We start from the raw sequence: 21,459 nt of genomic DNA on the forward strand, positions 1-21,459 counted from the left end.
TGAACTGAGAAGGCGCGGCGTACTGGATGCCCCGCCTTCGCGGGGCATGACAGCGGTGGGAGTGCTTAGACCGGCGTTGTAGCCGCGCTTGCCGGCATCGACGTCATCGCGCCCTCCGCCAGATGCCGCCCCGCGATATACCCGAACGTCAGGACCGGCCCGAGCATGATTCCCGGCCCCGGACAATTCCCATTCATGATCGAACCCATGTCGCTGCCACAGGCATAAAGCCCCGCGATCGGCGTACCGTCCTCGCGCAGCACGCGCGCCTGCGCATCGACCTTCATGCCAATCGCAGTACCGATATCCGCCGGATAGATACGCACCGCGAAGAACGGTGGACCAACGATCGGCGCGACGCACGGATTTGGCTTGTGTGCGGCATCGCCGAGGTGGCGCTGGTAAATGTTGCTGCCGCGGCCGAATTCGGGATCGCGCCCCTCCTTCGCACCGGAATTGTAACTTGCAATGGTCGCCGTGAGCACTGCCGGCTTGATGCCGATCCTGGCGGCAAGCCCTGCGATGTCGCGCGCCTCGATCAGCTCACCGGCCGCCACATAGCGCCGCAGATTGTGCGTGAATGGCTTGATGCGGCCGAGACCGTAACGCCAAAGGAACTGACGATCACAGATCAGATGGAACGGCCGATCCGGCTTCCCATTGAAGTCGCGCAACATCGCAAGCGCAAACTCATGATACGGCAACGCCTCGTTGGCAAAGCGCCGGCCGGCGGCATTGACGGCGATCACACCGGGCTTGGCGCGGTCCGTCACCGTATGGGGAAACACACCGCGGCTGCCGTCGGCACAGCGGAACAATGAGGCCGGCACCCAATAGGCCGGGCTCGTTGCGTCCGTATTGAGCGCCGCGCCGATCGAGGTCGCAAGGCGGAGCCCATCACCGGTAATTGACGTGTTAGCTGCCGAGACGACGCCGGCAGCCGTCGGGAAGAAGCGTTTGCGCAAGATCGCATCATGCGAGAAGCCGCCGGTCGCGATCACCACGCCGCGCCGCGCCGCAATCGAACGATCGCGTGAGCCATGGCGAATGACCACACCACCGACGCGATCGCCCTGCATCGACAAATCCTGGACGTCGGCGCTGAACAGGACCTCCACCTGCCGCGCCAGCAGCGAGGCATAGAGCCGGGCCGCGAGCGCGTTGCCGAGATGCAGCGTCTTGCCGCGCGAACTGCCCAGCCGCTGCAATGCGTATTCGCAGATGAGCCGCGCCGCGCGCAAGGTCGAACGAAGCGACTTTCCGATCCGGCGCAGATGCGGGATGTCGAGCCGGTCGACCATCATCCCGCCGAACAGCGTGAATTCCGGCAGCGGCGCGCGCAGACGTGAAAAATGCGCGCCGAGCTTCGTGCCATTGAATGCAACCGGCTCCAGCACGCGCCCGCCTGATGTTGCGCCCAGCCGCTCCGGATAATAGTCAGGACAGGCTTTCACCGGCTGGAGGCGCACCTCCGTCTTGGCTTCGAGATAGGCGACCGCCTCCGGCCCACGCGCAAGAAAGGCCGCGCGCAAGCCTGCATTGGCGGTCTCAGGCACCGTGCTTGATAGATACTGGACGGCATCGGTGATGCTGTCGGAGAGCCCTGCCTCCTGCATTTTAGGATTGGCGGGGATCCAGACCATTCCGTCAGACCACGCCGTTGTGCCGCCGACAAAGGCGGTCTTCTCGATCACCAGCACACGCAGGCCTTCCGCGGCAGCGACAGCGGCGGTTGTCATGCCACCGGCACCGGCGCCGATGACAATGACATCGTAAGTCTCCTGGGCCGGCATCATGCGGCAAAGGTCCGGAGGCGAGGCATGACACCGTCATACCCCACCTGCGAGCTCACAGCTAGCGCTGCGGCTTCCGCTCGATCGGATCGATGTCGATCGCGCGCAGGCGGCCGAGCCGCAGCACGTCCATCGCGAGCCGCCGCCCGATCCGGTCGCGGTCGAGCACCCGGATCAGATCGTCGACGCCGTTGATCTCGACGCCATCCAGCCTGATTACGACGTCACCGGGCAACAGGCCGGCCTTGGCCGCAGGGCCATCCGGCTCGATCTGCATCAGCAGCGCGCCCATCTTGTTCTCGACGCCGGCCAGCACTGCGTGCCGCCGCGGGACCGGTGCGGTCTGGCCGGCGACGCCGATAAAGGCGCGGCGGACGTAGCCGTGGCGAATGATCTCCGACAGCACGAATTGCGCAGTGTTGCTGGCGACCGCGAAGCAGATGCCCTGCGCGCCGTTGATGATGGCCGTGTTGATGCCGATCACCTCCGCATTCGAGGACACCAGCGGCCCACCGGAATTGCCGGGATTGAGCGCGGCATCGGTCTGGATCACGTCCTCGATGGTGCGCCCGTTGACCGACCGGATCGAGCGGCCCAGCGCGGAGACCACGCCGGCAGTCACAGTCGATTCGAAGCCGAGCGGATTGCCGATCGCGATCACGAGCTGGCCACGCCGCAAACTCTTGGAATTGCCGAGCGCAGCATAGGACAGATCGCGCACGCCGTTGGCGCGCAGCAACGCCAGATCCGTGTCGGGATCGACGCCGAGCACGCGGGCATCCCCGACATTGCCCTCGACACCTCGCAGCCGGATCTCCTTGGAGGCGCCGACCACATGGCTGTTGGTGAGCACGAGCCCATCAGGCGAGATCACTATGCCCGAGCCGAGTCCACCGCGCTCACGGCCATTCGGCGTCTTTGGCCCGGTCTCGACGCGCACGACGGCGGGACCGACGCGGTCGGTCACGTCGATCACGGCATTGGAATAGGCGTCCAGCAGGGCGCGGTCATCGACCGGGGCAGCCGCTGTCGTTCGCGATGACACGGCGTCACCGGCGATATCCGAGGTAAAATCCAGCATGATAGGAGTCCTTGAGGCTCACACAGATGGTGGCCTGTTCCCCCTCACGCAAGTGCCCGGCCGGGGAGGCTGGGGCTGGACTGCCCAGGTGGCTAGGGCGCCCGCCGCAGCGTGCCCCCTCTTGCCTTGACCGGATCAAGCAGCGACCAGTCGCCATCCGGGAGCACGTGCCCCTTGGGGAACGGCGCTCGCAGCTCCAGCCCGAGCGAGCGCAGCACGCGGTCGTCGCGATAGTAGCATTGCAGGACCACGCGGACGAGCGTCGCGGCCGCGGCGCCGCCGTTCTTGCGAAACTCTTGCGCCACGGCATCGCGTCTGGCGGCATCGAGCTCCGCAAGCGGCTGCCCTGCCAGCCGCGCCAGATGATCCAGCGCCGCCGACACCAGTTTGAGATCGCGACCGAGCGTCGCCAGCATATCGGCCTGGATCGCGGGATCATCGGCGCCGGGCACCTTGTACTCGTCGCTGGGCGGCACGATCATCCCGGCGATGGTTCGGAGATCGTCGCGTTGGGTCCGCGTGAGTTGAAGACTTTCGGACATGACGGCCTCAGTCGAACAAATTGGCGAGGCGCTGCTTCATCTGGTCGGCGATGTAGAGCGCAAGGGCCTGGATGGTGGAGGTCGGATTGACGCCACCCGAGGTGACGAAGATGCTGCCGTCGACGATGAAGAGGTTCTTGACGTCGTGCGCGCGGCCCCATTCGTTGACGACGGATCTTTTGGGATCGGTGCCCATCCGCGCAGTGCCGAGCAGATGCCAGCCGCCCCAGGGAATCGGAGAGTTGATACAAACGTCGGTCGCGCCCGCCATCTCCAGCACCTCGCGGCCCCGGGCGAGCGCGTGTTCCATCATCTTCCGGCTGTTATCGGAGATCGTGTAATCGATCTTCGGCGCGGGGATACCGTGGCTGTCCTTCAGCACGGGATCGAGCGTGACCTGGTTGTGCTCCTCCGGTAGATCCTCACAGATCGCGGAGAACCCGAGCCGGTGACCATTGAGCTTGCGGAAGACGCGGTGATGATCCTCGCCCCACGGCAAAATGCCTTTCTGCTCGCTGACGACCGCCTCGAACACCGGCCCGGCGCCGCGCACGAACTGCACTCCGTAACCGCGCACGAAACCGCGCGACAAATCCGTGTCGTACCACTGCTTGCTCCACAGGCAGGTCGGCGGCGCGCGATTGGAGTCGGTCGGCTCCTTCATATAGCCGTAGATCTGCGCATAGGGATGGAACATCAAGTTCTTGCCCACGAGGCCGGATGAATTGGCAAGCCCATTCGGAAAGCGGTCGGATTTCGAATTGAGCAGCAGCCGCGGCGTGCCGACGCCGTTGCATGCGATGATGACGACATGCGCCGGCTGGAACTGCTCGACGCCATCCTTGTCGTAATAGATCACGCCGGAGGCCATGCCGTTCTCGTCGGTGGTGATCTCGCGTACCCGGCAATGCGTGCGCAGCTCGACGCCGGCGCGGATCGCATGCGGCCAATAGGTGATGTCGGTGGAAGACTTCGCGCCCTGCGCGCAGGCGGGCGTGCAATGGCCGAGATTGATGCAGCGGGCACGGCCTTCATAGTCCATGGTGGCGACCGTCGTGTCCGACGGCCACCAGTGCCAGCCGAGCTTGTTCATGGCCTTGCCGATGATCGCGCCGGACAGGCCGAGCGGCTGCTGCGGCATCGGCGGATGCGTCAGCGGCGAGAGCGGGTCGCCTGACAGGCCCGACGTGCCCATCATCCGGTCGTTCTCTTCGAAGAACGGCGTCAGCGCGTCGTAGTCGATCGGCCAGTCGTCTGCGACGCCGTCGAGAGTCTTCACCTTGAAATCGGAGGGATGCAGCCGCGGCCAGTGGGCGGTGTACATCACGGTCGAGCCGCCAACGGCGTTATAGTTCACGACCTTGATCGGCGAATTGTCGTCGTTAACAGGATAATCCTCGGGACGGCCGCGAACGTTGGGGCTGGACGACCACTCGCCGAAGAATTTGGCTTCCCAGTCCCGCCCTGTGCTCGGATATTCCGCCGGGTTCATCCAGCCGCCCTGCTCCAGGCAGAGGATGTGCATCTTGGTCTCGGCCAGCGACCAGGCCACAGCCGCGCCCGAAGCGCCGGCGCCGATGATCAGGACGTCCACAGGGTCTTTCATCAAACCTTCTTCCTCCCGCCCTCGCCGCTTCCCGGGCGATTCGGCCATCACGGCTTGCAAAGCCCGAGAACGATAGGGGCAGACCGGCGGGCGAGTAAAGACTGGCGGGCGAATGTCGCACTTCGCACAGCGCAGACCATTGGTCTTGCGACTGCCGGATGCTAGGAACGAGGGGCAAGAGCAATCGATAGTGAGAAGTTATGTCCTTCGAGAATTCATTGGCCGTCGCCCGCGCCTTCGCGCTTGTTGTATTTCTCGCTCTGTCCGGATTTCTGGGGACCTCCAGCCCCGCCGCAGCATTGACCGCAGCCGCGACGGTGCGGGACGCCAATTCGATCCAGCTCGGCGACGTCACCTACCGGCTCGACGGCGTCGACGCGCCCGAGCTGGACCAGATCTGCATCGACGACCATGCCGATCCCTGGACCTGCGGTATCGAGGCCCGCGACCAGCTCACCAAGCTGATCGGCGGAAAGCCGGTGCGCTGCGACGATGTCGGTCCCGAGAAGAATTTTGGCAAGCGCCATCGCGCGATCTGCACGGTCGAGGGCGACAAGGCCTCGTTGAACGAGCAGTTGCTCAAGCTGGGCTTTGCGATCGCGCGCGAGCCGATCAAGGCCAACGTCAAACCGGCGGCTGCCGAGGCCAAGACGGCCTCATCAGGCATCTGGAAGGGCTGCTTTGTTGCACCGCAAGAATTCCGTACCGGCAAGAAGGACGGCGCATTGCTCGGCGCCGCCTGCCGGGCCGACCGTGACAAGGAGATCCGCGCGGTGCTGTTTCCGGAGGAGCTGACGGCGCCGCCGAGTTGCACCATCAAGGGCAAGCTCGCGGTGCGCGCCCGTGTCACCGGGAATATCGGCATCTACCACTTAAGGGGCTGCCCGAGCTATGCCGCGACCACCAAGCCGGACCGCTGGTTCTGCTCGGAGGACGACGCCCAGGCGGCTGGCTTCCGCAAGGCCTATAACTGCCGCCGGCCAAAGTGAACAAATACGGTCACGCACCCGTGAGTGGTAGTCCGAGACCGTATTGATCCGGAATTGAACTGAAACGGGAGTTGCTGCACTTATATGTGTACGCAAGCGCTTCGCGCGAGCGTTTCCTTGGCGGTAATCCGGCTTCGGTCCGATTGCTTTGCTCGGGCGTTTCCTCCCTAGACTTGGGCCGCTTGTCACCAACAAGCGGCTCTTCTTTTTTGCACGGATCTAGCTGTGCATCTGAATGAATTGATCCATCGGCGGCATGTTCTGATTGAGATGCGCCATGATCCAGACCGTTCCGCCGACCACCAGAAAGACGACGAGCAGACCGAAGGCCAGCGCCAGCACGTTGTTGGTGTTGTCAGGTCCAGTTGTGATGTGCAGGAAGAAGACGAGATGCACGCCCATCTGCGCGATCGCCAGCACGATCAGCGCAACGGGAATCGAGGGCTGCCAGACCAGATCAGTGCCGGCGATGAAGAACGAGGTCGCGGTGAGTACCAGCGCCAGGCCGAGACCGACGACATAGCCGAGCACGCGCTCGCCGACGCTGTGTTGCTCCTCATCACCCGGGGCGATGTCGTGTTCGAGATGCATGTGCGTCTGATCGCTCATGTGCCACCTCCCAGCAGGTAGACGACGGAGAACACGCCGACCCAGATGATGTCGAGGGCGTGCCAGAACAGCGCAAAGCACATCATCCGGCGCAGGACGTCGGCGCGAAAGCCCTTGGCGAAGACCTGGGCCATCATGGTGAGGAGCCAGAGCACGCCGGCCGAGACGTGCAGGCCGTGACAGCCGACCAGCGAGAAGAACGCGGTCAGGAAAGCGCTGCGCGAGGGGCCGTAGCCGCGGGCAACGAGGTCGGCGAACTCGTTGAACTCGATGGCAAGGAAGATCAGCCCGAGCACGCAGGTCACGGCCATGCCGAGATAGAACCAGAGCCGGTTGCGGACATCGGCCGCGATGCTCGCCATGCCACAAGTGAAGCTCGAGAACAGCAGGCAAACCGTCTCGATTGCGACGTTGCGCTGATCGAAGATCTCCGATCCCTTGGGGCCACCGGCGGTCTGGCCAGACAGCACCGCATAAGCCGCGAAGAAGCAGGAAAACATCACGATGTCGGAGAGCAGGAAGATCCAGAAACCGTATGCGGTGACGATCCGCTTCGGCGCAGGTCCCGGATTCTCGCTGACCCGGCCGATGTGGTGGGGATCAGCATGGGCTTGCTCGAGAGTCGCAGTCATTGCCATCAGAGCGTCCCCGCCAGGCTGACGAGGTCACGACGCTCCTCGATGTTGAGACGATCGATCCGTTCGACCTCGGCTGCCGGTATGACGTATTCGTCGTGATCGCGCCAAGCGAACACGACGAAGGTCGCGAATGCGCCGACGCCGCCGAGGATCACCATCCACCAGATGTGCCAGATCAGCGCAAAGCCCATGACGGTGGCAAAGAACGCGCAGACGAAACCGGTCGGCGAATTTCTGGGCATCTCGATGTCCTGATATTCCGGCTCCGAATGGTCGCCGAGCTGCTGCTCCTTGGCATGCTGCTTCAGCGCCCAATAGGGGTCCTCGCCACGGACATCGGGATAGAACGCGAAGTTGAAGACCGGTGGCGGCGAGGAAGTCGCCCATTCGAGCGAACGCCCGTCCCAGGGATCTCCGGTGCGATCCCGCAAAGCTTCGCGGTTCCTGATACTGACCACGAGTTGCGTGATCTGCGCGAGCACGCCGATGGTCAGCAACAACATGCCGAACGCGGCCACCAGCATCCAGGGTCGCCACTCCGCGACGTCGTAATGCTGCATGCGCCGGGTCATGCCCAGCATGCCCGCGATATAGAGCGGCATGAAAGTCACCCAGAATCCGACGAAGGTGAACCAGAATCCCACCTTGCCCCAGCGTTCGTCGAGGCGGAAGCCGAACGCTTTGGGGAACCAGTATTCGAAGCCCGCGAAGGCGGCGAATAAGACGCCGCCGATGATGACGTTGTGGAAGTGAGCGACCAGGAACATGCTGTTATGGAGCATGAAATCCGCCGGCGGTACCGCCACCAGGACACCCGTCAGACCGCCGATGATGAACGTCACCATGAAGCCGACCGACCACAGCATCGGCGTCGCGAAACGGATCCGGCCGCCATACATCGTGAACAGCCAGTTGTAGATCTTCACCCCGGTCGGCACCGCGATGATCATGCTGGCGATGCCGAAGATGGCGTTGACATCGGGCCCGGCCCCCATCGTGAAGAAGTGATGCAGCCAGACCATGAAGGAGATGATGCAGATCGCCATGGTCGCGAGCACCATGGAGCGATAGCCGAACAGCGGCTTGCTGGAGAAGGTGGACACCACCTCGGAGTAGACGCCGAAGGCCGGCAGCACCAGGATGTAGACCTCCGGATGTCCCCAGGCCCAGATCAGGTTCATGAACATCATCACGTTGCCGCCGGCTTCGTTGGTGAAGAAGTGGAAGCCGAGATAACGGTCGAGCAGCAGCATCGCGAGCGTGGCCGTGAGGATCGGAAACGCCGCGACGATCAGCAGGTTCGAGGCAAGCGTGGTCCAGCAGAACATCGGCATGCGCAGGTAGTTCATGCCCTTGGTGCGCAGCTTCAGCACCGTCGTCACGAGATTGATCCCGGCCACCAGCGTGCCGACGCCGGAGATCTGCAGCGACCAGGCGTAGTAATCGACCCCGACGCCGGGCGAATAGGACAGCTCCGACAGCGGCGGAAAGGCGAGCCAGCCCGTGCGGGCGAACTCACCGATCACCAGCGAGAGATTGACCAGCAGTGCGCCGGTCGCGGTCAGCCAGAAGCCGACGGAATTGAGGGTCGGGAACGCGACGTCGCGCACTCCGAGCTGAAGCGGCACGACGAGGTTCATCAACCCGATCACGAACGGCATCGCCACGAAGAAGATCATGATGGTGCCGTGCGCCGAGAATATCTGGTTGTAGTGTTCCGGCGGGAGATAACCCTGCGACTGGTAGGCGACCGCCTGCTGGATCCGCATCATGATGGCGTCGCTGCCACCGCGCAACAGCATCACCGAGGCCAGCAGAATGTACATCACGCCGATGCGCTTGTGATCGACGCTGGTGATCCATTCGTGCCAGAGATAGGGCAGATGCCCCTTCACCACGACCCAGATGAGCACCGCGAGGATAGCTGCCAGTACAACGCCACCCGCGATGAGCGGAATGGGCTGATCGAACGGAATGGCCGACCAGTCGAGCTTACCGAGCATCGTGGCCTCCATTCTGCGACCGGCCGGCTTCGGATGCGAGCTCCGGCCCTGGCCCTGGGCGAATGTGCTGGGTCGCGATCAGGTCGAACAGGCGCGGGTCTTCGAGCCGATAGGTCGGCCTGCCCTTCTCGATGCCCTGCTGCATCAGCTTCTTGTAGCTGTCCTCGTTCAGCACGGCGTCGGTCTTCGCGGTGGTCGCCACCCAATCCGGAAATGACAGCGGCGAGATCACGTTGACGTCGAACATCATGTCGGGGAAGCCGTCGCCGGAGAAATGCGCCGAGAGGCCCCTGAACTTCCCCTCGTTGTCGGCGCGCAAGTTCAGCTTCGTCACCATGCCGTTCATGGTGTAGATCATGCTGCCGAGCTGAGGGATGAAGAACACGTTCATCACGCTCGATGATGTCAACTGGATGTTCAGCTCTGCTCCCGCCGGCACTGTCAGCGTATTGACGGTCGCAATGCGCTGGTCGGGATAGATGAAGAGCCATTTCCAGTCGAGCGAGACGGCCTGGATGCGCACCGGGCTGCCGGTGCCCGGTACCGGTGCTGCGGGATCGAGCTGGTGCGAGCCGATCCAGGCGACGCCGCCGAGCAGGATCACTGTGAGTGCGGGAATCGCCCACACCACCATCTCCACCCGTCCGGAATAGACGAAGTCGGGACGGAAGCGCGCTTTCGGGTTGGAGGCGCGAAACCAGAACGCAAAGGCCAGGATCGCAATGATGGTCGGCACCACGATCGTGAGCATGATGAAGACGGAATCGACCAAAATGGTGCTGTTGGCCGCAGCCACAGGGCCTTGTGGATCGAGCAGATTCATCGGCAAGCCACTGGCGGTTGGGAGCCCCGGGAAACAGCCTAACGTGGGGAAAGGCTCCGCAACAAACGCGATCGCGTGAAGACGGTTCCTACTGCCGTCGCACCGACCGGCCCGCTTCTCGCGGGCGGCATGCAAATTCCCGCGATGTCAATGACATGAGCGCGGGACGCCCGGCCTTCTCACCCTCGCAGTCCGTTGCTATCGTCGAAAGAAACAACGGGATGGAACGCGGTACTCGAGCAGTACCTCTGCCGGGAGTGAACTGAGATGCGCTTGCAGGACAAGGTTGCGATCGTCGTGGGCGCCGGCCAAAGCCCCGGCGAAGGCATGGGCAACGGCCGCGCAACCGCGCTGACCTTCGCGCGCGAGGGCGCGAAGGTGCTGTGCGTCGACCATCATCTGGAATCAGCGCAGGAGACCGCGGACCTGATCGCGGCAAAACAAGGCACCGCCGTGGCCTTCAGGGCCGACGTGACCAAGTCTGGCGACATCAAGGCGATGGTCGCCGACGCCAAATCGCGCTGGGGCCGCATCGACGTGCTGCACAACAATGTCGGTGTCAGCCTGTCCGGCGGCGATGCCGAACTGCTTGATATCACCGAGGAGGCGTTTGACCGCGTCGTGGCCATCAACCTGAAAAGCTGCATCCTCGCGGCGAAAGAGGTGATCCCGATCATGCGCGCGCAGAAGAGCGGCGCCATCATCAACATCTCCTCGATGGCGGCAATCACCACCTATCCTTATGTCGCCTACAAGGCGACGAAATCGGCGATGATCGCCTTCACCGAGCAGCTGGCTTACCAGAACGCCGAACATGGCATCCGCGCCAACGTCATCCTTCCTGGCCTGATGAACACGCCGATGGCCGTCGACACCCGCGCCCGCGAGTGGCACAAGAGCCGCGCCGAGGTCGAGGCCGAGCGCGACAGCAAGGTGCCGCTGCGCAGGAAGATGGGCACGGCCTGGGACGTCGCGAATGCCGCGCTGTTCCTCGCATCCGACGAGTCGAATTTCATCACGGGTGTGACGCTGCCGGTGGATGGCGGGGCCAGCGCGAGGCGGGGCTAGGTCTTTCTTCGTCCTTCTCCGCTTTGCGGGGGAAGGCGAAGAGAGCTCGCTCAGTGCGAATACGTCATCCGCCAGACAGTGCCGCCGGTATCCTCCGAAATCAGCAGCGATCCATCCCTGGTAACCGCGATGCCGGCCGGCCTTCCCCATACCTGCGCGTCGTTCACGACAAAGCCGGTGACGAAATCCTCGTACTCATCGGTTGGCTTGCCATCCTTCATCTTGATCCGGATCACCTTGTAGCCGGTGCGCTTCGAGCGATTCCAGGAGCCGTGCTCGGCGGCAAAGGCGTCGCCCTGGTACTCGGATGGAAACTGCGGGCCCTGATAGAAGGTCATACCGAGCGAGGCCGAATGCGCCTGCAGCAGCACATCGGGCACCGTCACCTTGTCTTTTAGATCCGGCCGCGCACCAGCGTGGCGCGGGTCTTCGTTGTTGCCGATGTAGAACCACGGCCAGCCGTAGAAGGCGCCTTCCTTCACGCTGGTGACGTAGTCGGGTACGAGATCGTCGCCGAGGCCGTCGCGTTCGTTGGTCGAGCACCAGGGCAGGCCAGTCTGCGGCTGGATCGCAAGACCGACACAGTTGCGAATGCCGGTAGCGTAGAGCTTGCGGTCCTTGCCTTCGGGCGTGAAGGAGAGCACCGCGGCACGCTCTGCCTCATACCCCCAGGAGGCGCCGAGGGCTTGCGTGCGCGACCAGGCTTCGAGTCCGCCGGGTGGGCTCCCCATGCCTTCTGCGACGTTGCTGGCGGAGCCCACCGACACAAGCATGCGCTTGCCGTCGGGCGTGAACGCGATATCGCGGGTGGAATGGCCCGATCCGTGCGCCAGGTTCGCCACCACGATTTCGGGCTTACCCGAGGCCTTCAGGTCGCCGACGCGATAGGGAAAGCGGACGATGTTGCCGGCATTGGCGATATAGATCCATTGCGGATTGTCGCCGTTCGGAAAGAAGGCGATTCCGAACGGGCGGTTGAGTCCGCTGGCAAAGACCTCGTTGGTCGCGACTTTGGCGCCCTCCCCAAGACGCAGCACGCGAATGCGTCCGGGTCCGGTCTCGGCAACGAAAATGTCGCCGTTCGGCGCGACGCGCAGCACGCGTGCGTCGGACAGGCCATCAGCCAACAGTTCGATCTTGAATCCCTGTGGCACGAGCGGCGTCGCGCCACCACGCGCCGTCACGCGCGTGGGGTTCGCAACCGAGCGCGAGGCGCCGGGCGCCGGCAAGTCCTGCGGGCGGATCAGCCTGACGGTGCCGGGCTTGTCCGCCTGCCAGTCGCCGAAAGCGTCCTTGCCCTGCAGCACGGGCTCGGCTTGCGCGCCAACGCAGGCAACCCACAGCCATGCGGCTAAGGAAATGTGCGAAATACGAGATATCACGTCGCCTTCCTCCCGGACTTTGCCTGCCAAATCCCACGTCAGCTCGTGCCCGCACGATGTGCATTCGTTGCGACCCATCGTACTGGAAAACGGGGCGGATCGGTGCAACACATTGTAAGGACTCGACCGCCGGGCGCGGTCATCAAAGCTGCGGCATCGGCGCGCGATTGATGGGGTGATCATGTGGGGATCAATCGTAACGGAATGGGCCAGCCTGCTGCTGCGCTGGCTGCACGTGGTGGCCGCGATCGCCTGGATCGGCAGTTCGTTCTATTTTATTGCCCTCGACCTCAGCCTCAAGCCTCGGCGTGATCTGCCCGATGGCGTGCAGGGCGAGGCCTGGCAGGTCCATGGCGGCGGCTTCTACCGGATCATGAAATATCTGGTGGCACCAAGCCAGATGCCGGACGAGCTGACGTGGTTCAAATGGGAGGCCTACACCACCTGGCTGTCGGGCTTCGCGTTGATGGTGGTGGTGTACTATCTCGACGCCGATTTGTTCCTGATCGATAAGTCGGTTCTCGATCTGACGCCGGTCCAGGCCGGCTTGTTCAGCTTCTGCAGCCTCGCGCTGGCCTGGTTGCTTTACGAATTTGCCTGCCGCACTGGCCTCGCGCAGCGGGAGCTGCCCTTCGCCGTCGGCGGCTATCTGTTCCTGGTCGCCCTCACCTATGCCTTCACCCATGTGCTGAGCGGCCGCGGCGCCTTCAACCAGATCGCCGCGATCATCGGCACCATCATGGTGGCCAACGTCTTTGCGGTGATCATCCCGAACCAGAAGAAGATCGTCGCCAGCCTGATCGCGGGAGAAGCGCCCGATCCGAAGCTGGGCAAGACCAGCAAGGAACGCTCGGTCCACAACAATTATCTGACGCTGCCCGTCGTCGTGCTGATGATCAGCAACCACTATCCCCTGCTCTACGCGACGCGCTTCAACTGGATCATCGTTGCAATCGTGCTGGCGCTGGGACCGGTGATCCGCCATTTCTTCAACGAGGGCCATGCCGGGCGCAAATCGGCATGGTGGGTGTGGGGTGTCGCAGCAGCGGGCGCGATTGCCATTCTCTTCCTCTCCGCAGCCGGACCGCGCGAGGTGAAGACGGGCGCGTTGTCGGCGCCGCCGACGCTTGCCAATGTCGAGGACATCGTGACGTCCCGTTGCAGCATGTGCCACGCCGCCGAGCCGGTCTGGGCCGGCATCGTGACCGCGCCGAAGGGTATTCTGCTCGACGCGCCGGGGCGCATCCAGCGCAACGTCCGCCTGATCGGCCGCGTCGCGGCGTGGTCCAATGCGATGCCGCCGGGCAACGTCACGGAAATGACCAGCGACGAGCGCGCCATCCTCGCGGCCTATATCGGCGAGCGGGATCGCTGACGCCATGACGCGTCCCTGCCGCATTTCGCGGAATGAAATTCCCGACCTTCCGCTGAATTGAAAATGACTTGATCGCCCATCCGGCGTAGACAGGGACAGCGGCAGTTCAAACTGTCCAAGATCATTTTTGCATTCGGGGAAATCACAGTGGCCCTCAAGAACATCATCGGTATCGACCACGCCGTGGTCATGGTGAAAGACCTCGACAGCGCCGCCGAAAACTACCGGCAGCTCGGCTTCACCCTCTCGCCGCGCGGCACCCACAGCGCACATCTGGGCACCGGCAACTACACCATCATGTTCGACCCTGATTACATGGAGCTGCTTGGCGTGCTTGTTCCGACCGAGCACAACGCGCCGGCGCGCGCCTTTGTCGAGCGGCACGGCGAGGGCATCGAGCGCATCGCTTTCACTGCGGTCGATTCCGCCGAAGGCGCCGAGGAGATCCGCGCGCGCGGGCTCACCCCGATCGGCCCGACCGATTTCGAACGCCCTGTGACGCTGCCCGACGGCACCGTCTCGGCCGCCAAGTTCCGCACCTTCATGTGGCCGACCGCGGAAGCACCGGGCGGCGTTCGCATCTTCGCCTGTCAGCACAAGACACGCGAGACGGTGTGGATCCCCGCGTTGATGACCCACGCCAATGCGGCAAAGCGGATCCGCGAGGTGCTGATCGCAACGCCAGAGCCGGCGAAGGAAGCGGCGCATCTGGCGCGGCTGATCGATCGCGAACCGACGGCGGGAGCCGACGGTGCCGTGACGGTGGCCTCAGGCGGCGACCGCGCCGACTTCGTCTATCTGACGCTCGACCAGCTCGGCAAACGCTATCCCGGTGTGCCGCTCACTGGCCTCTCCGAACGCGGCGGCGCGGCACTGGTGCTCGTCAGCGATGACCTCGTGGCAACCGAGAAGGCGCTCGGCTCGGCGGGCGTCCGTAGTAGGAGCGCGATCGTCGTGCCTCCCGCCAAAGCCAACGGCACCCTGCTCGCCTTCATTGCCGGCTAATTCGAACCACCACCGCGTTCCTGCACTGGGAACACCGTACTAACACTGGAGGTGCCCGCATCATCGCAGCTTCGCCGCAATTACGGTTAAGAAGTCCTTGTCACCGGCGCGCCGCTGGTCGTTCCCCCACAGTTCGAGGACTTTTACCGAGATGCGATTTCTCGTCGCGGCTTGCGCTGCGTTCCTGCTTCTGATGTGCGACGTCAGCTCTCCGCCGACCCAAAGCGCTCATGTCGACGACGCGACGCCAAAGTCCGATCGCGCGCCCTCGCTGGTTCCGCTCGTCGAAATGTTCCTCGCAAGCGTGCAGGCCATCGAGCTCGCCAATGCGCGCGCCTCGTACGAGGAGACGATCGAGCCGCCGCCCGCGGTCGAAACGGCCGAACAGGTTTCGGTTTCACCGACCGAGCAATTCTGCCGCGCACTCAAGGAAGCGGCCGAGGAGAGCGGCATTCCCGTGCCGTTCTTCGCCCGCCTGCTCTGGCAGGAGAGCCGGTTCAAGTCCAACGAGGTCAGCCAGGCCGGCGCACAAGGCGTTGCTCAGTTCATGCCGGAGACAGCCGCAGAGGTCGGGCTCGACGATCCCTTCGATCCCATCAAGGCGCTGCCCGCCTCGGCGAAGTTCCTGCGCAAGCTCCGCGACGATTTCGGCAATCTCGGTCTCGCCGCGGCCGCCTACAATGCAGGCCCCGGCCGGATCCAGAAATGGCTCGCGAAGGAAAGCGACCTGCCGCGCGAGACGCGCGACTATGTGCGCATCATCACCGGCACCAGGGCCGAGGACTGGATCGAACGCGCCGATGCGCTCGCGATCCGCATCGACCTGCCGCGCGAGGCGCCGTGCGAAGGCGTCGGCAGCCTGTCCAAGAGCAAGGACGTCGCCTGGGTCCCGGCGAGCCTCACGCCTTCGGCCACCAGCATCATCCGCAGGGCCGAGCAACTGGCGGCACGGCTCGCAGCAAACCGCGCCCGCAAGCACCTCGTGTCCCTGCTCCGCAAGAACGGCGCGGCCCACGGCAAGGCACGCAGCATGATCGCGGCGCGCGTCAGGAGCGCAAAGACGCACGCCATCCGAGTCGCGGCGCGCTAGCCGAACTGATAAGCAGGCCCAGAGGACCACAGCCTGCACGGAACCTCGCGATGCCATCGAGAAGCGCCGGCATCCTTGCCTATCGAAAACGCCGCACATGCGAGGTGCTCCTCGTCCATCCCGGCGGACCGTTCTGGCGCAACAAGGATCTCGGCGCGTGGTCGATTCCCAAGGGCGAATATGGCGGGGACGAGGACGCCGAAGTCGCAGCACGCCGGGAGTTTACCGAAGAGCTCGGACTTGAAGTCTTGGGACCGCTGATCCTGCTCGGCGAGGTCAAACAACGCGGCGGCAAAATCGTCACCGCGTTCGCAGCCGAGCTGGACGTCGAGGTCGCCGGCATCCGCAGCAACACATTCGAGATCGAATGGCCGCCTCGCAGCGGCCACCGGCAGCGCTTCCCGGAGGTCGACCGCGCCGAGTGGTTTGCACTCGCGCAGGCGTACGAGAAGATCAACCAGGGACAACGCCCGCTGCTCGACCTCGTGGCACAGCTGGGCCGCAGCGGAAAGGCGCCTTGATCGTCCTACGGGCCGACGTTGACCCCCGCTGTCCAGACAAAATCGTCAAAACAACCCCATGCACAGTAGCGGGCGCCGTCCGAACTACGACCTAGGCTGCTCCGATTGCGGAATCTCAGAAATCGCGTTTGACACGTCGGGCAAAACAGGCGCATAATGACATGATCGCGATATCAGCCTCTGCCTGCGCCATAACGTCATGGCGCGCATCTCGGCCAGGCTGCGCGACAACGCCTCAACAACATCTGACAATCTCAACCGCCGCGACGACAGACGCGCGATCGGCCTTGCTTGCCGCGAGCCATTGCGTCTGCGCCGGCCAAGGACACATCCCATGACGACCTCCCTGACACATCCCGCGACAGCCCTCGTGGCCAGCGCTCCCGCCGCGATCATCGCAGGCCCGAAAGTCAAGCTCCGCCGCAACCGCATCGTGATCGAGCATCCCGATACGCGCGCCGGCGAAAAGCTGCTGGCCGAGGCGCTCGGTGCCGTCGACCGCGACGCGCTGCATGGCCTCCTGGGCCAGCTGGCCAAAGCCAGCGCGGTGGCGCGCAAGCCCGACCAGGGCAATCTGTCCTTCATGATCTCGATGCTGAAGAGCATGACACCGAAGGACTCGCTCGAAGCCATGCTGGCAGCGCAGATGGTGAGCATCCACGTCGCCTCGATGCGTTGCGCCTGCCGCCTCGCCTGCACCGACGACGTGCCGCAGCAGGAGAGCCTCACGCGCGCCCTGACCCGGCTGGCCCGCACCTATGCAGCCCAGATGGAGGCGCTGAACCGCCATCGCAGCAACGACGCCTGTGCGATCACGGTGCAGAACCTGTCGGTGCAGGACGGCGGCAAGGCCGTCGTCGGCCATTTCACGCAACACGCAAACCTGATCGCGGCGCAGCCGAACCTGGTCGATGCGGTCACGGCGTGAGCCACAACCGCAACACCGGTCCGATGCGAGCAAGCCCGCGCTGCGGCGCCCGGACACGCAATGGTGAAACCTGCCGCGCGCCGGCGCTGCGCGGCAAGGTACGTTGCCGCATGCATGGCGGAGCATGGGGATCGGGAGCCCCATTCGGGAACGGCAACGCCGTCAAGCACGGCTTCTTCACCGCCGAAGCCATCGAGGAGCGGAAGTTCGTTCGGACCGTGCTGACCGAAGCGGAGGCCTTCCTGCGCAAACTCCCCGCGGGATCTTTGCCAAGCGGCAGGCCCGACGCGAGCGGAACCCCACACGGCGCAGCGGGAACGGATTCCCCTCCTCCGCACTTAACAAAGGCTGGGAAGTGAGGTGCAACATGGGCCAATCGAAGCCGATCCGGCCGACCGCCATCGTCGTCGAGGACGACGATATCCAGCGCGAGATGCTGACGATGCTGCTCGAGGACAACAATTTCGACGTGCTCCAGTGCGAGGACGCCGAGACGGCAGCTCTGGCGGTGAAGGCGCGGCATCCGTCCCTGATCGTCACCGACATCAGCCTGGTCGGGAAGATGAACGGCGTCGATCTCGCTCACTTCGCGCAACAGCAGAATGCCGGTGTGCGGATCGTCGTGATCTCGGGCCGCCCGCTGCCCCGTCCCCTGCCGCCGGGGGCAAGGTTCATCACCAAGCCGGTCTTTCCGACGGCGCTGCTCGCGGAGACCGCGCAATAGCAGCTGTTTGCTGCCGCGCAGCCCGCACGCTCACCGTTCGATCCAACCGCTAGCGATCGCGCTGGCCCAGCTCGCCATGCCCTTGTCGCGCGCGAGCGCAGCCATGGCCGTGCCGTCGTAGGGCACGTAGCGAAGCGTCGCGGACCAGCCGGCGCGGGTCCGCTCCAGAATTGCGTAGCAGGCGTGCGGTGTGCCGACCTCGACCACATAAGGAACCGGCGTGCGTCCATCGTAGCCCGGCAGCCCGACGCTGCCGGGATTGACGATCATTCGCCCATCCCTGAGGCGGACCACACGCGGGATATGCGTGTGTCCGCAGAGAATGAGCTCTGCGTCGATACCTTCAGCGCCGGCCTCGATCAGATCGATGGGGCTCGCGCGGACGCTGCCGTCGGCAGCGACCTGATCGAGCCAGAAGGCCGCATCGTCTTCGGGCGACGCATGGCAGAGAAACACGCTTTCGCGATAGACGAGCGTCGGCGGCATGCCGGCCATCCAGTCGAAATGCCTGCGCTCCAGCTGCCGGAAATCGCTCCGCGCCGACGTCCCTCCCCGCCAGAGCTCGACGAGAATGCGGTCCTGGTCACCCTGCACCGATGGAAAGCCCCGCGCCATCAGCAGGTCCGCCGTCCTGGCAGCCTCGAGCGGGCCGCTGACGTGATCACCGAGGTTGACGATCGCGCGGATGCCGAGCTCAGCGATATCGGCGAGCACGGCTTCAAGCGCCGGGCAGTTGCCATGGATGTCCGCGATCGCAGCAAATTTCATCTCGCCCTCCGCCTTCAGGGACGACCGACGATGCTCGTGTTGCGGGAGGATGCAGGACTGGCCGTTCGCTTTAGCTGCATTTTGAGAAGCGCCCGCAAGCTGAGTGTCAAATCGGCGCCGTGCGGAAACGTAGCACCGTATTGACGGCGCGAGCAAGTGACGATGCCAGTCCATCGGCCAGGCTGCGCTTGATCTGAGGGAAGTCCGCTCATTGCGCAGAGCGGACCAGATTTGCCCAACCGGGCTCTTTGCAGTTTGACCGTGAGCGGACCTTCGCGTCGGGCGCCCAGGATCAGAGACATGAAACTACGGTCGCGCAGGCAGCGCAGCCTGCAATCCGACCCAGCTAGGGCACGTTAACTGGTGGCATAGATGCGGTCGGGCGCGGTACCAAAAATTTGTTTGATGCTGGCCTCGTGCGGCCAACATAAGCGAGAAAGCTACAAAAACAATGAGAAGCTCCCGCATCGAGCGACTCATATCAAGGCATAGCCACCATCATCGGAAGGGCAGCCTCGCCGTTTCCAGGACCGCCCAACGCAAAGTAGAGCGCAATGAGAGCGATTGCTCCCAAAATGCTATAACCAGCAGTGATCCATCCGTCGTAGTCTCGTGTCGCCTGCGCTGACGACGCGGTGTGAGTATATTCGGTGGTTGCCATGACCTGACTCCTTCGAGTTTTGGCGCACCATAAGGCGCGCCGAGATGACGGCGAGTGGCTCCTCACTTATGAAATGCGGCAGACGTTAGTGATTCGATCGAATGTCGGTGCGCAAGGTGGCGTGCTGTTCTATGCCGCTTGACGTGGTCATGCGCTGGTGGACACCAATCGCGGTTCCGCCAGCCAAGAACAAGCAGGTGTAGAAGCCCAGCACGACTTTAGTCCAGCGCTTGTGAGTCATCCTGTCTTCGCGAGTGCTTGCAGCAGGCTCGTTTGGTGAAAAGCCGTTGGTGATGTGTGCGGAATCTTCGCTAAAATAATCCATGGAAAAGCTCCTTGGAATTTGATCAGGCATGAATTCCGAAAGTTTTCATCAAAAGTGAATTGGTCCTACTTCCTGACAATCGGAAAAGCGTTTCGCCAGCAGGATTTTCTGTTTCACGCCGTGAAGATTACTCAGAGACACGCAACGCCTGCCCAGCGCTTCTCTGCGAGCCAGTCCTTGTCAGACCACGGAGAGTTGACTGAGATCCAGTGACGCCTCAGCAACTTTCAGTGTTCTCGCACTTCAGAACCGCAATCTGATGGGGAGAGGCCGGCATACCGTCCAACATTCGCGTCGGCCTAACCGTGCTCTCCTCCACGCGGGACGAGCCCAGCACGGCTACTTGATGCTGGGCGATCGGGAAGCCCGCAAGTTCAAAAGTTGGAAGGCGCAATGCGCACGCGTCGGCGCGATGGGTTGCACACAGGGCAGCAATGGCAGTTACCATTAGGAACGGATTTTTCATGGGCCTCACCCTTTTGAAGTGGAGGTATTCCCAATACGAATTCCGTAATCAACCTAGCCCCGGCCCCGGATGCCCTATGTGAAGTTGTTCACTATGGGGCGCGAAAAACTTGCAAAGGTTCATCGGATGGTGCACGCGAATAAAGGTCAACGTGACTGCATGTTTTGCGAAAGTCCGAGCCCTTTGTCCGGAATTGGCCCGCTGCTGCCCCTCTTGCGAACCGCCGCAGCGTCCGCTTTCCGACGTGGGCCGGACCGGCCGTGAGGCGCGGTCGAAGTCGCAGTTGACCCTAAGCCGACTTGGACATAAGCATCCCCGCCGTAGCGAGCAAACTTTCACGTTCATTAGGAGGCATCGCCTGGATACGGCGCATCGTCGCAAGCCGTATCGCAACGAAGCCGCCGACAAAGATAGCTACCTTGCTGACGATGCCGAAGATCGGCATGACCATCGCCCAAGTTTGGACAGTGCAGACGGCGGCGACCAGTGCATTAAGGACGGCGGACAGGAACATGAGAGCGGCCCAGCAGTAACCTACGACGACAGCGACATCGGAAGACACCGCCTTTGCAATCCCCGGCAGGTAGCGGATCATCCAGCCCGCCCTAAGCATCATGGCTCCTACGATCCCGTAGATAAGGCTTGGCTTGAAGAGCACGAAGCGCGGATCGTCAGTGGCGATGGTCGCCGAACCTGCGGCGAGGACCAGAAAGAGGCTCAACCACTCCATGCTGTGGACGGGCCTTCCTCGAATAAGCTGAATTAAGATCTGGATCACCCCTAAAGCCGAGCCCAGAACAACCGATAAGATCGTATTGTGCGTCAGGAGCTGCAGCACCACGAAGAAGATTGTAGAGGAAAGATCAAGAAGCAGAAACTTGGCCGCCCTCAAAAAATCTGACACCAGATCGGCTCCGAGTCCGTGGTTTCGCTTCTCCAGATACAACCCGGGGTTGGTTCGACGCAAGTCCTTTCGATCTCGCGGTCTGGTCCGCTTCTGGCCCGACTGCGAAGTTGCGCCGCATCGCTCGGAGGTCCGCTTATTGCCCTAGGGCAGACGAG

At 63.3% G+C, this 21,459-nt stretch carries 22 protein-coding genes; 9 read left to right on the forward strand and 13 right to left on the reverse strand.

The annotated features are described in order from the left end of the window. Positions 1-65: 65 nt before the first annotated feature. The 4 genes from X265_RS27140 to X265_RS27155 form a co-directional block, all read right to left on the reverse strand. The gene (locus X265_RS27140) at positions 66-1,796 is read right to left on the reverse strand and encodes an FAD-dependent oxidoreductase (RefSeq protein WP_128967611.1); all 1,731 of its coding nucleotides are present in this window, start codon (positions 1,794-1,796) and stop codon (positions 66-68) included. A 58-nt stretch (positions 1,797-1,854) separates the two neighbouring features. Continuing rightward, the gene (locus X265_RS27145) at positions 1,855-2,874 is read right to left on the reverse strand and encodes a S1C family serine protease (RefSeq protein ID WP_128967612.1); all 1,020 of its coding nucleotides are present in this window, start codon (positions 2,872-2,874) and stop codon (positions 1,855-1,857) included. A 92-nt stretch (positions 2,875-2,966) separates the two neighbouring features. After that, positions 2,967-3,416 (reverse strand): hypothetical protein, encoded by a 450-nt coding sequence (locus X265_RS27150; protein WP_128967613.1) that lies wholly within the window; start codon positions 3,414-3,416, stop codon positions 2,967-2,969. A 7-nt stretch (positions 3,417-3,423) separates the two neighbouring features. After that, entirely contained in the window at positions 3,424-5,022 is a 1,599-nt protein-coding gene (locus X265_RS27155) for a GMC family oxidoreductase (protein ID WP_128967614.1), read from the reverse strand. A gap of 200 nt (positions 5,023-5,222) precedes the next feature. Between X265_RS27155 and X265_RS27160 the strand changes: the two genes are divergently transcribed. Continuing rightward, positions 5,223-6,011 (forward strand): thermonuclease family protein, encoded by a 789-nt coding sequence (locus tag X265_RS27160; protein WP_128967615.1) that lies wholly within the window; start codon positions 5,223-5,225, stop codon positions 6,009-6,011. Between the two features lie 219 nt (positions 6,012-6,230). Here X265_RS27160 and cyoD read toward each other — a convergent pair whose 3' ends face one another. The 4 genes from cyoD to X265_RS27180 are packed head-to-tail and all read right to left on the reverse strand — an operon-like array spanning position 6,231 to position 10,084. Further along, a complete protein-coding gene (gene cyoD / locus X265_RS27165; protein ID WP_128967616.1) occupies positions 6,231-6,620 on the reverse strand; it encodes a cytochrome o ubiquinol oxidase subunit IV in 390 nt (129 codons plus the stop codon). Beyond that, positions 6,617-7,258, reverse strand: coding sequence for a cytochrome (ubi)quinol oxidase subunit III (locus tag X265_RS27170; protein ID WP_128967617.1), 642 nt, complete (start codon positions 7,256-7,258; stop codon positions 6,617-6,619). Before X265_RS27170 ends, cyoD begins: the two co-directional genes overlap by 4 nt. Continuing rightward, a complete protein-coding gene (gene cyoB / locus X265_RS27175; RefSeq protein WP_128967618.1) occupies positions 7,258-9,261 on the reverse strand; it encodes a cytochrome o ubiquinol oxidase subunit I in 2,004 nt (667 codons plus the stop codon). Before cyoB ends, X265_RS27170 begins: the two co-directional genes overlap by 1 nt. Beyond that, entirely contained in the window at positions 9,251-10,084 is an 834-nt protein-coding gene (locus X265_RS27180; RefSeq protein ID WP_128967619.1) for a cytochrome ubiquinol oxidase subunit II family protein, read from the reverse strand. The genes cyoB and X265_RS27180 overlap by 11 nt, the downstream gene beginning before the upstream one ends. Positions 10,085-10,351: 267 nt before the next feature. Here X265_RS27180 and X265_RS27190 point away from each other — a divergent pair, with 267 nt between their 5' ends. Next, complete coding sequence (locus tag X265_RS27190) at positions 10,352-11,152, forward strand: SDR family NAD(P)-dependent oxidoreductase (RefSeq protein WP_128967620.1); 801 nt, start codon at positions 10,352-10,354, stop codon at positions 11,150-11,152. A gap of 50 nt (positions 11,153-11,202) precedes the next feature. Here the strand turns inward: X265_RS27190 and X265_RS27195 are convergent, their stop codons facing one another. Beyond that, positions 11,203-12,534: a PQQ-dependent sugar dehydrogenase gene (locus X265_RS27195; RefSeq protein ID WP_128967621.1), complete on the reverse strand. Its 1,332-nt coding sequence runs from the start codon at positions 12,532-12,534 to the stop codon at positions 11,203-11,205. 181 nt (positions 12,535-12,715) lie between these two features. On the opposite strand from X265_RS27195, the gene X265_RS27200 reads away from it, so the two are divergent. The 7 genes from X265_RS27200 to X265_RS27230 all read left to right on the forward strand — a co-directional run bounded on the left by X265_RS27200 (position 12,716) and on the right by X265_RS27230 (position 18,177). After that, entirely contained in the window at positions 12,716-13,909 is a 1,194-nt protein-coding gene (locus tag X265_RS27200) for a urate hydroxylase PuuD (protein ID WP_128967622.1), read from the forward strand. Positions 13,910-14,056: 147 nt separating this feature from the next. Then, positions 14,057-14,914, forward strand: a complete 858-nt coding sequence (locus X265_RS27205) for a VOC family protein (protein WP_128967623.1) — start codon at positions 14,057-14,059, stop codon at positions 14,912-14,914. A 151-nt stretch (positions 14,915-15,065) separates the two neighbouring features. Continuing rightward, positions 15,066-16,004, forward strand: a complete 939-nt coding sequence (locus X265_RS27210; RefSeq protein WP_128967624.1) for a lytic transglycosylase domain-containing protein — start codon at positions 15,066-15,068, stop codon at positions 16,002-16,004. Between the two features lie 50 nt (positions 16,005-16,054). Beyond that, positions 16,055-16,525 carry an NUDIX hydrolase gene (locus X265_RS27215; RefSeq protein WP_128967625.1) on the forward strand — a complete coding sequence of 157 codons (471 nt, stop codon included), beginning with the start codon at positions 16,055-16,057 and terminating at the stop codon, positions 16,523-16,525. Positions 16,526-16,859: 334 nt separating this feature from the next. Then, the gene (locus tag X265_RS27220; RefSeq protein ID WP_128967626.1) at positions 16,860-17,453 is read left to right on the forward strand and encodes a hypothetical protein; all 594 of its coding nucleotides are present in this window, start codon (positions 16,860-16,862) and stop codon (positions 17,451-17,453) included. 23 nt (positions 17,454-17,476) lie between these two features. Continuing rightward, positions 17,477-17,812 (forward strand): HGGxSTG domain-containing protein, encoded by a 336-nt coding sequence (locus X265_RS41980; protein ID WP_283814982.1) that lies wholly within the window; start codon positions 17,477-17,479, stop codon positions 17,810-17,812. Between the two features lie 8 nt (positions 17,813-17,820). After that, positions 17,821-18,177 carry a response regulator gene (locus tag X265_RS27230; protein WP_128967627.1) on the forward strand — a complete coding sequence of 119 codons (357 nt, stop codon included), beginning with the start codon at positions 17,821-17,823 and terminating at the stop codon, positions 18,175-18,177. A gap of 30 nt (positions 18,178-18,207) precedes the next feature. On the opposite strand, the gene X265_RS27235 is transcribed toward X265_RS27230, so the two are convergent. From X265_RS27235 to X265_RS27250, 4 genes are all read right to left on the reverse strand, one after another. Then, positions 18,208-18,945, reverse strand: a complete 738-nt coding sequence (locus tag X265_RS27235; protein ID WP_128967628.1) for a metallophosphoesterase family protein — start codon at positions 18,943-18,945, stop codon at positions 18,208-18,210. A 481-nt stretch (positions 18,946-19,426) separates the two neighbouring features. Continuing rightward, a complete protein-coding gene (locus X265_RS27240) occupies positions 19,427-19,606 on the reverse strand; it encodes a hypothetical protein (RefSeq protein WP_128967629.1) in 180 nt (59 codons plus the stop codon). A gap of 85 nt (positions 19,607-19,691) precedes the next feature. After that, a complete protein-coding gene (locus X265_RS27245) occupies positions 19,692-19,931 on the reverse strand; it encodes a hypothetical protein (RefSeq protein ID WP_128967630.1) in 240 nt (79 codons plus the stop codon). Positions 19,932-20,686: 755 nt separating this feature from the next. Further along, a complete protein-coding gene (locus X265_RS27250; protein WP_128967631.1) occupies positions 20,687-21,301 on the reverse strand; it encodes a septation protein IspZ in 615 nt (204 codons plus the stop codon). Positions 21,302-21,459: the final 158 nt, after the last annotated feature.

This window comes from Bradyrhizobium guangdongense, from assembly GCF_004114975.1.
Lineage (GTDB): Bacteria > Pseudomonadota > Alphaproteobacteria > Rhizobiales > Xanthobacteraceae > Bradyrhizobium > Bradyrhizobium guangdongense.